A 9,655-nucleotide genomic window follows, 5' to 3' on the forward strand; every position below is an offset into this window, starting at 1 on the left:
TTCTCAGCTATGGACATATCGTTGTCATTTACAACTATGATGAGGTTGCCATCCAGTTCTTTAGCGTAGTCCAAGCCTTCAAGGGCCTCTCCTCCTGACAGGGAGCCATCACCTATCACCGCTATCACATTTCCCTCTGCGCCCTGAAGGTCCCTTGCCTTTGCAAGACCTGCAGCCAGACTGATGGATGTTGAGGTATGTCCAACCGTGAAGAAATCGTGCTCGCTCTCATGCGGGTTGCTGTAACCAGTCACATCATCATAGTGCTCCTCATAGAGGTATGCATCCTTTCTTCCAGTAAGCATCTTGTGCGGATAGCTCTGGTGTGACACGTCATACACAATCTTATCCTTAGGTGACTCAAATACATAGTGAAGTGCTATGGTTGCCTCAACCATACCAAAGTTCGGTCCAAAATGTCCGCCGTGCTTGCTGGCTCTGATGAGAAGTGCATGTCTCATCTCGTCTGCAAGTGTTCCCATCTCGTCTACTGTCAGTTTCTTTACATCCTGTGGTCCGTTGATATTTTCAATATACATTTTTTCTTTATCCTCCTGTTTTTACATAGTGCATTCGCCATCGGTAATTTTCCCGTCCCATACAAGCTTGCCGGTCTTCACGGCCTCCTCATATTTGGATATCTTGTAATGTAATCTATCCATGGTGGCTTCAATCTGTTTTCTCTGCTCCTCAAGTTTCTCATACTGCTCCTTAAGGAGATCCAGCCTCGCGCCAAATGTAGCATCTCCCATCTGGAACAGTTTTACATATTCAATAAGCGCCTCTATCGGAACACCAGCATTTCTCATGCATACAGTGTGTTCAACCCAATCGACATCCTTTTCCTGATAATCTCTGTTGCCACTGGCATTTCTCGCTACAGGAGGGATAAGCCCGACCCTCTCGTAATACCTGAGCGTATCAGCGGTGATATCAAACTTTTCACTTACCTCTTTGATAGTCATATTGCCACCTCTTTCCTAATTTCAAGAAAACCTTTCTATTTATAGCTATATGCACTCACACAATACCTATATGTTACATTGAATATATCACTTGGAGCTCACTCCAAGTCAACCCCCAATTTTCACCCCTTATGGGGACGGAGGTGCCTGACCCCATACAGGATATAAAAGAGGCGGGCAACGTAGTTACCGCTGTCCGCCTTTATATACATGAATATGTAAATTTTTATGCTACGCACTGATTCCAACTGTCGAGCAGATGTTTACTGCAATGATATCATCCACTGTTACACCAAAGATGGCGGCCAGAATGATCAGGTTGTCTACGGTTGGCATAGCCATACCCTTCTGCCACTTGTATATCGCATTTGGAGTGGCAAATCCAAATATATCCTGCAGATCCTTTACAGAAAAACCTGCATTCTGTCTAAGCTTCACAATATTTCTGCCTGTTCCTGTCATGTCAATTGTTGGTACATTACACATAATACTTCCCTCCCAAAATTCTCATCTCATCTGCATTGCTACAATTGTGACAGATTTCTTCTTCACAAAGACGAGTTAAAAAACACGCAAAAAACGCCCATCCACATGAATACTTCTATAATACTCACATGGATGGACGCTTTTTCGTACATCATGATTCCAATCTATAAATGCTGATAGATCTGGCTGATCTCAGTCTATCGAAACCTATCTGATCTGTTATGTATTTGCTCAGATCATTCAGGTCAGCATATTTGTATGATCATGTTCCGTACGCTCTCGCCCTGTACCATATGAGTACATATGTTCACGCAGCTTATCATCTGTATGTAAAGTATTCCCTGCCACATCACTATTAAACTCTCGGGTTATGTATTTAGCGAAAACTATACTTAACATGATTCTTTCCTTTCCTGACTACCCTTCCGGGTTCCTTTTCCTAAGTCATTTTTTATTGGTGTGTCCTGATTTTCTTCTTTTATTTGACCACCTAAACTGTACTCTACCACAAATATAATTATTTGTCATTACACCGCTGGTATAAAATTATTTTATCCCCGGCTGCTTCAAGCTCCCTCTCTATCCAGGTCATGATAACATCCACCAGATACTCCTGCTGTCTTGGACCAAGCTCCACTCCCGGGGCAAATGTATGCCACTTACGTATGCATTCCCGGCAGCATGTAGCCGTCGCATGCTGTGCCACAAATACCGGATGTCCCCGCATGGGAGTCTGCTTTCCGTCATTTGGTATGAATGCCGGAGCTTCCCTCTGCGCTATGAAATCCCGTGCATGCTGTCTTATGGTATCCAGCCCCTTTTCATGTATATAGTCGATATCTTTCTGTGTCAAATGAAATCCACTGCGAAATTTCGACCTTCCCAGACGCTCAAAAAGCCGGGCGTACCATTCTTCCTTTGTCAACCCTATCATCTCCATTTATAAGTGTCATCGTATTTCCTCCGTATGAAAACTGATTATAGAAGCTGATTAAGCCTCTGTGTCTAATATATATCTAATCCGTACATTTTCCAAGTTCATTGTTCACTGTCTCACGAATCTAATATAAAAACCTCTCATATAAAAATTTGTTGAAAAAAGTCCATAAAAAAACTCTTGCTACTCGTATATATATTGAGAGTTGACGATATACCAGTTACAATAAATCATCGGGACGATACGATGGGCTTTACAATAAGGAGGTTTCAACTATGAAAAAACGAATGACAGCATTACTACTCAGCGCCTGTATGTGTGCAGGTCTTGCCGGCTGCGGCACAAATACACCGGGGAATAATCCCGGTCACACCAAAACTGATTCGTCGGTCACTTCCCTCACTGACAACATCACTGTGACTTCGGTCAAAACGGATATAACATCATTTGACCAGCTAAAGAACGGAATCAATGAATTCTCTATGAATATGTATTCTGCACTTCCAGCTGACGAGAACATATTTTACTCGCCTTACAGCATTTCAAGTGCACTGTCCATGCTGGATGTAGGTGCAAACGGTGCAACAAAAAAAGAGCTCGAAAATGCTCTCGGCATAACAGATCTTGACGAGTGGAATGCTGAAATGAAGACATATCTGTCAAAAGACTGGTCACAGAATACATTTGTCAACACAGCAAATTCAGTATGGATGAACAAGGATACATCCTGGTCAGCTGACATAGAAAAGGATTTCCTTACACCTGCCAAAGATTACTACTCAGGTGAGGTGTATGAAGCAGACTTCAACGGTCAGCCGGACAAAGTTGTACAGAATGTCAACAATTGGGTCAGCACAAACACTAACAAGATGATCCCTGAAATCTTAAAGGAGATTCCTGGTGGAACCGTGATGATGCTCATAAACGCAGTTTACTTCGAGGGGAAATGGGATACTCCTTTTACCGAGGATAAAACTTTTCAGAGCAGCTTCTACGGAACCGACAAGGAAAGCGTTGTTGATATGATGCATCTCTACGGTGAGCACTTCACATACATGGACAACGGTGAGATCAAAGGAATCACTCTTCCATACGACGGCGACAATGTTGTCATGAAGGTGTTCATGCCAACCGCCGATGACGGAGACATAAATGAACTCTTTGACAAACTAAGCAACGAAGAAAAACAGAAGCTCATCGACTCTCTGGATAATGCCAACAACGTAGAGATCGATACACTCCAGCTCCCAAAATTCACAGATGAGCAGAGTATCGACGGTCTTGACGACATTCTGAAAAACATGGGAATCCAGTCGGCATATTCGGAGAGTGCTGACTTCTCCAAGATCGCCGATGGCATAGCCGTTTCATCAGTCAACCACAAAGCAAAGGTGATTGTGGACGAGAACGGAACCAAGGCCGCAGCAGAGACAGACATCATGATCAAGGAAACAGCAATGATGCCAAGTGAGGAAACATATAACTTTATTGTGGACAAGCCATTTGTGTATGTGATTGAAGATCAGAGCACTGGCATGATCCTGTTCATGGGCAGGGTGAATTCGCTGTAATTTTTGATTATCGACACATACCAGGACTTGCTTCAGCAGCTTTTACTCGCAAAAAATGGAACATTTTCACTTTTCTTTGCGAATATCAAAAAAGCACACAAGATCTCAAAATCTTGTGTGCTTTTTTCTATAGACCCGCTATTCCGACTTTCTCTCTGAATTCTCATTGGATTCTGTCGTGTCACCTGTTTCTCTGAGATTCTTCTCCCGTATATACTGGATCGCCTCTTTTACGGCTGCTTCCTCCTCATCCTTTGCTATCTTTCTTGCATAGGATACAGTCTTTACTAGGTTGGCTATGAGTATAATGGCAAGCGGAACAAGAATTATGGGTACAAATATAAGTGGGTTAGACACAAGCCTCACTATCTTGCCAAGTATGAGTGACGACCACACCACCCTGCCAAGCAGGTCTCTTGAGTCCACATCATAACGGTCCACCACATTATTGGCGTCGCCCTTTGTAATATACCTATAATTATTACCATCCGTCTCTATCGAGACAACTCTATGTGTATTTACCGCACCAGAAAGAGCCGGATCCGATGAATAAAATGATATGACATCATTCTCATGTATGGATGCCGGGGCTGTCTGCTTAACAATTGTCTGGTCTCCCCCATTTTTCAAATAATACAATATTGTATATCATAATGACGTATTATTATATGGGAAAATGTCAAGTATTCATGTATTAGTAATCTGTTTTTGTGCATATTGCAATATTGCATATGTGCACTATGTTCTACATTCTATCGTCTTGTGAAAATATCGGACCTACTGAGCGGTTGTCACACGGCACCAGTCAAGTACAGCCGAGTAAGAAGCCATCACACTCTCATGCATCTTGCAGATCATATCCACATCAAGTTCTTTAACCGCTTTCTCCAGCTCCTGCGCCTCATCGCCCAGCTCCATGGCTCCGATCGTTCTGGATGTACTTTTTACCGTATGTATCAATATCCTGTAGCCGTCCCAATCTTTTTCATCATAAGCCTTCTGTATCTCTGCGCGCTTGTCGTCAGCTGCATACATTGATATGATTTCTTTCAAAAAGTCTTCACTGCCCCCGCAGTATGTAAGACCTTTCTCGTGGTCAATGTGAACTTCTTTACAAGATATGTCTAAATCCTGTTTTGAAAACCCATCTCGAGTCATATTTTCACATTTTTCTACCGCGCAAGTCTCTTCCGTAGCTTTATTCTGTTTTCCCATAACATCTGTTTTTTCGTCTACGGTTCCGGCACCCATTGTTGGGCTTTCCCGATCTTCATCACATACCGTCGGATCCACCAGCTTATCCTCAGGTATATATCTCATCAGGATATCTTCCAGCACCTCCGGCTGCACCGGCTTGCTGATATAATCCTTAAATCCTTCCGCCAGATACATCTCTCTTGCACCCATGACAGCATTTGCAGTCATGACTATATATGTACTCCTGCCACACAGGCTGTCGCGCATGAGCATAGCACGGTGAAATGTCTCCATGCCATCCATCTCAGGCATCATGTGATCCATAAGGATGATATCATACCTGTACTTTTTTATAAGCTCCAGACACTCGGCACCGCTGGCACAGGTCGAAACCTTCATACGTGTAGGCTTAAGCATCATCTTGATAACTTTCAGATTCATGACATTGTCATCCACAACAAGAACACTGACATCCGGGGCACACAATTTGCTCTTATACGTCTTTCTCTCCTTCATATACTGTCTGTGCCTGTCCTTAAAATCACCTATTCTCTCATCGGACAGACGTTCCTGGCTGATTTTTACCACAAATGTAGTTCCATGTCCATACTTACTGTGGCAGGTTATACTTCCACCCATCATTTCCACAAGGTGATATGTGATGGCCAGCCCGAGTCCTGTCCCCTCTATAGATCGGTTATTCGACAGATCAAGCCGCTCAAAATATTTGAAAAGTCTCTCCTGATCTTCCTCTTTTATTCCAATTCCAGTATCACGAACAGCCATGACCAGTTCCACATTACGGGGATCTGCACCATGATCCTCCATATGGACGGTCACTCTGATCGAACCTTTCTTCGTATACTTCACAGCATTTCCAATAAGATTTATCAGGATCCGGCATATTCTGGCAGAATCGCCTTTCAGATCATTGTACAAAGTCTCCTGAACCTCGGCATCAAGCTCCAGATTCTTCTGTCTTGCTCTGGACTCCATAACAGACAACACATTGCTGAGCAGCTGGCTGAAATGATATTCCTCATTGACTATCTCCATCCTGCCCGATTCTATCTTGGAGAAATCCAGCACATCCCTAACCAGATCTACCAGGATATCACTTGAGCTCTGTATATCCCTAGCACATTTCATGGTTTGTTCCTCGTGTGTCTCTCTCATTATTATCTCATTCATCCCCACTATGGTATTTAGCGGAGTCCTGATCTCATGGGACATATGCGCAAGGAACTCGGATTTGGCATGGTTCGCCACATCAGCATCATCCTTCGCTCTGGTAAGCTCCTCATTTATCTGCTCTATCTCCTCTAGTTTACACTTGTATACGGCATTCTGGAATCTCACTATGGATCCGATAACTATGCCGAATATTATAAGGCTCTGGAGCATGTCTACATACACACTTCTCTCATTTGCCAATGGGATCACCAGTTCTGGGTATTTATACGAGACTATGTAACATGCAACCACCATTATGATCTGGACAGCCAGCATGACATAGCAAAACATGCCATCTATCAGAAGGAATGAGAATATCATGCCTAAGCCAAACCAGAAACCCATACCGCTGTACGCTCCGCCCGAGGTGAAGAACATCATCGGAAATGCCACCAAAGTTATAACAAAAACGATCACTATAGCACTCTGTCTCACCATCTTTTTTGCATTTGCAAGGTAAATGCATATGCCGAGCACAGCCAACGCGGTCAATATGGCAACATCTTGTATAAGTGGAGTTTTGATGATCAGGCTCGCTATAAAGCTGATGATCCCGCCAACGGTGCCTCCACCTGTAATTATATTAAATAGAAGCAGCTGCATGTCCGTATCATTGTTGAGCATCTTCTTCCAAGGTACAGCCTTTGAACTTTTTTTATCTGATTTCTCATTTACTATCTTCCCCAAAGTGTCCCCCCATCTGTATTTAACCGATAACTCCGTACAAGGTCTCAAGGAAAACTATTGGAAGAAACGGCTTCGTAATATAATCCTCAACCCCCATCTGTCTCGCTCTCTCTATCAGCTTATAATCCTTATAAGCTGTTACGAATATGACCGGTACGTCTGTGATCTTTCGTATCTCTTCCAGCGTCTGGAATCCATCCATGTCTGGCATCTCGATATCGAGCAATACCAGGTCTATCTGCTGATTTCCCACTATGTCTATGGCCTGCTTTCCGCTCTCAGCCGCAATGACCTTGTAGAGGGGCTCGTTTTTGCAGATATTCTCTATAAGTCTGATATTTATCTTCTCGTCATCTACAACGAGGATATTGCTGACCATCTTCTCGACCTGTCTCATGTTGTAGTCTTCATCCTCATCAATCATACTGAGCATGACTTCTGCAATGTCCGGATCAAACTGACTGCCCTTGCCCTTCTCCATCTCATCGCGCACTATCTTCTGTGGCAGGGCGTATCTGTAGCTTCGGTTGGATGTCATGGCATCATAGCTGTCTGCCACCGCTATGATTCTTGCACACCTTGGTATATTTTCTCCCTTCAGCCCACTTGGATATCCTGTTCCATCGTACCTCTCATGGTGATACTTTGCGCCCACCGCCAGCTCCGGAAATGCATTTATATTCTTGAGAATATGGTATCCATTTACACAGTGAAGCTTTATCATGGAGAACTCTTCATCCGTAAGTCTTCCCGGCTTGTTGATTATGTTGTCAGGAATACGTATCTTGCCCATATCATGAAGCAGTGCTATCTGATATATCTCGTCCTGCTCCCTGATCGTTCCGCCCATCCGCTTCACCAGCTCACGGCTGTATCTGGCAACACGCACGGAGTGGCCTTTTGTGTATTTGTCCTTTGCATCTATCGTCTTGGCAAATGCCTGCATGACCATATTATTCAGGTCTGTGAGTTCGTTATTTGTCTCATCGAGCTGGCTCATGATTGCATCCGTACTATTCTTGGATCTGGTGCAGAAGAACACTATAATTATATATAAAACTATTCCAACGCCTATATCACAGCCTATCAGTTTTCTTATTCCGTGGTACAGCTTCTCATTTGTGATGACCATGACCACATACCATTCATCAACTATGGAACAGCTGAAAACCGTCACCTTCTTGTCATCAACAACCGTTTGAAATGGTTCGCCGTCATTGTCCGTTATGCCCTTCATGAGTACAGACATTTCACCCTGAGTATAGTCCTGTCCTACATCTTTCTTGTCTGAATGGGTTATCACCAAGCCTGACTTGTCGCAGATGAATGCATATCCCTGACCATTTAATTTGATTTTTTCCGTCTCTGACTGTATAGGATCCAGAGTTACATCCAGAGATATGACGCTCTCACCATCGTAGAGTAACTGACTAACTGACACCAGAATATCACCTGTCTGCGCATCGATGTACGGCTGGCCCAGGGTTGGCTGGCCGTCTGCCGCCATTGCTGCCTTGTACCATGCCCGCTCCTGAGGAACATAATCATCGTCGGGAACCCAGTCTGTGCCATCAAGATATTCGCCGTTTATAAAGCCATATACACCTGTGAACGCCGCATCTATATCCTGGAGATAATAAGCTGATTCATTCGTGAGAAAGTTCAGTATATCCTGCCCCGACTGGCCTTCTCTCATCATATGCTCCACAGTGATCTTCGTAACTTCCACCGCATCCACAGCTCGATTCAGATACGAATTCATATATTCCTGCTCCTGCTTCACAGTCTCTGCCGCCAAAGCCAGAGTATCATTCACTGACTTCCTATAAAATGTCATGATCGTACATAACGACAGTACCACAATCGCCACAAAACTCACTATCAGCGTCAGTATATACTGCCTCTTGCTTACATTCTTCATACCGAATTTCCCCATTTCACGTACATTATTCCGGTCCCAGATCAGCTCAAGTTTATACTTACATATAGCTACAATTGTAACACACTACCAACATTAATCAAATATTTAATGGGGTCTGAGGGGTCCGCCACCTCCGTCCCCAGAGATAAATTACACCCGTTAGAGCGCGCCATGGCGCGCAAACAAAAACAACCTCCTGGCGGTTTCCCACCAGAAGGTCGTCAATCCCTACCCCGAATAGGCAGGCCATTGCATACATGTTGTCAAATGTAGGAAGGCATTCGCCCCTCTGCCACTTGTAGATCGATACAGGTTCATTGAACCCGAGAAATGCCTGCAATGCTTTTACGGTGATTCCTTTCTGCTCTCTCACTTCTTTGATCCTCTTACCTGTTGCGCAAAGGTCGATCATTGGAAAATTGTTCTGTGTCATAAATGATACCTCCCATTGTAAATGCTATAAACTATCTGACTACCAATATCTCCAATAGTCTTATAACTGGGTCAATATCCCGAACACTAATAATAAAATATGTCAGAAGGAATTTACAGATACTATAACACAAATAAACCACAGGTTAAAATGATATGTACCCAGAATCCTGGACACATATTTATGAACTAGGCTGAACACATGGATGCTATCCTGTATTGTACA

The 9,655-nt window shown here is 43.6% G+C and carries 9 protein-coding genes; 1 reads left to right on the top strand and 8 read right to left on the bottom strand.

Annotated elements, in window-relative coordinates; genetic code table 11:
- The 4 genes from ABUA34_RS13015 to ABUA34_RS13030 all read right to left on the bottom strand — a co-directional run.
- Positions 1–539, bottom strand: a 539-nt coding sequence (locus tag ABUA34_RS13015; RefSeq protein WP_349823449.1) for a 1-deoxy-D-xylulose-5-phosphate synthase N-terminal domain-containing protein, incomplete at its 3' end; no start/stop codon positions are given.
- Between the two features lie 21 nt (positions 540–560).
- The gene (locus ABUA34_RS13020) at positions 561–965 is read right to left on the bottom strand and encodes a MerR family transcriptional regulator (RefSeq protein WP_004850681.1); all 405 of its coding nucleotides are present in this window, start codon (positions 963–965) and stop codon (positions 561–563) included.
- 231 nt (positions 966–1,196) lie between these two features.
- Positions 1,197–1,451 (bottom strand): helix-turn-helix domain-containing protein, encoded by a 255-nt coding sequence (locus ABUA34_RS13025; protein WP_015534224.1) that lies wholly within the window; start codon positions 1,449–1,451, stop codon positions 1,197–1,199.
- Between the two features lie 517 nt (positions 1,452–1,968).
- A complete protein-coding gene (locus tag ABUA34_RS13030) occupies positions 1,969–2,376 on the bottom strand; it encodes a DUF4186 domain-containing protein (protein WP_022215784.1) in 408 nt (135 codons plus the stop codon).
- A 287-nt stretch (positions 2,377–2,663) separates the two neighbouring features.
- Here ABUA34_RS13030 and ABUA34_RS13035 point away from each other — a divergent pair, with 287 nt between their 5' ends.
- A complete protein-coding gene (locus ABUA34_RS13035; RefSeq protein WP_349823450.1) occupies positions 2,664–3,959 on the top strand; it encodes a serpin family protein in 1,296 nt (431 codons plus the stop codon).
- Between the two features lie 138 nt (positions 3,960–4,097).
- On the opposite strand, the gene ABUA34_RS13040 is transcribed toward ABUA34_RS13035, so the two are convergent.
- The 4 genes from ABUA34_RS13040 to ABUA34_RS13055 form a co-directional block, all read right to left on the bottom strand.
- Complete coding sequence (locus tag ABUA34_RS13040; RefSeq protein WP_349823451.1) at positions 4,098–4,589, bottom strand: S24/S26 family peptidase; 492 nt, start codon at positions 4,587–4,589, stop codon at positions 4,098–4,100.
- A 147-nt stretch (positions 4,590–4,736) separates the two neighbouring features.
- Positions 4,737–7,076, bottom strand: a complete 2,340-nt coding sequence (locus tag ABUA34_RS13045) for an ATP-binding protein (protein ID WP_349823452.1) — start codon at positions 7,074–7,076, stop codon at positions 4,737–4,739.
- Between the two features lie 19 nt (positions 7,077–7,095).
- The gene (locus ABUA34_RS13050; RefSeq protein WP_349823453.1) at positions 7,096–8,997 is read right to left on the bottom strand and encodes an HD domain-containing phosphohydrolase; all 1,902 of its coding nucleotides are present in this window, start codon (positions 8,995–8,997) and stop codon (positions 7,096–7,098) included.
- Positions 8,998–9,094: 97 nt separating this feature from the next.
- A complete protein-coding gene (locus ABUA34_RS13055; RefSeq protein ID WP_015534229.1) occupies positions 9,095–9,430 on the bottom strand; it encodes a helix-turn-helix domain-containing protein in 336 nt (111 codons plus the stop codon).
- Between the last annotated feature and the right edge of the window lie 225 nt (positions 9,431–9,655).

It is taken from the genome of Coprococcus sp. RTP21428st1_C9_RTP21428_210409, assembly GCF_040227395.1.
GTDB classification, from domain to species: Bacteria; Bacillota; Clostridia; order Lachnospirales; family Lachnospiraceae; genus Coprococcus; species Coprococcus aceti.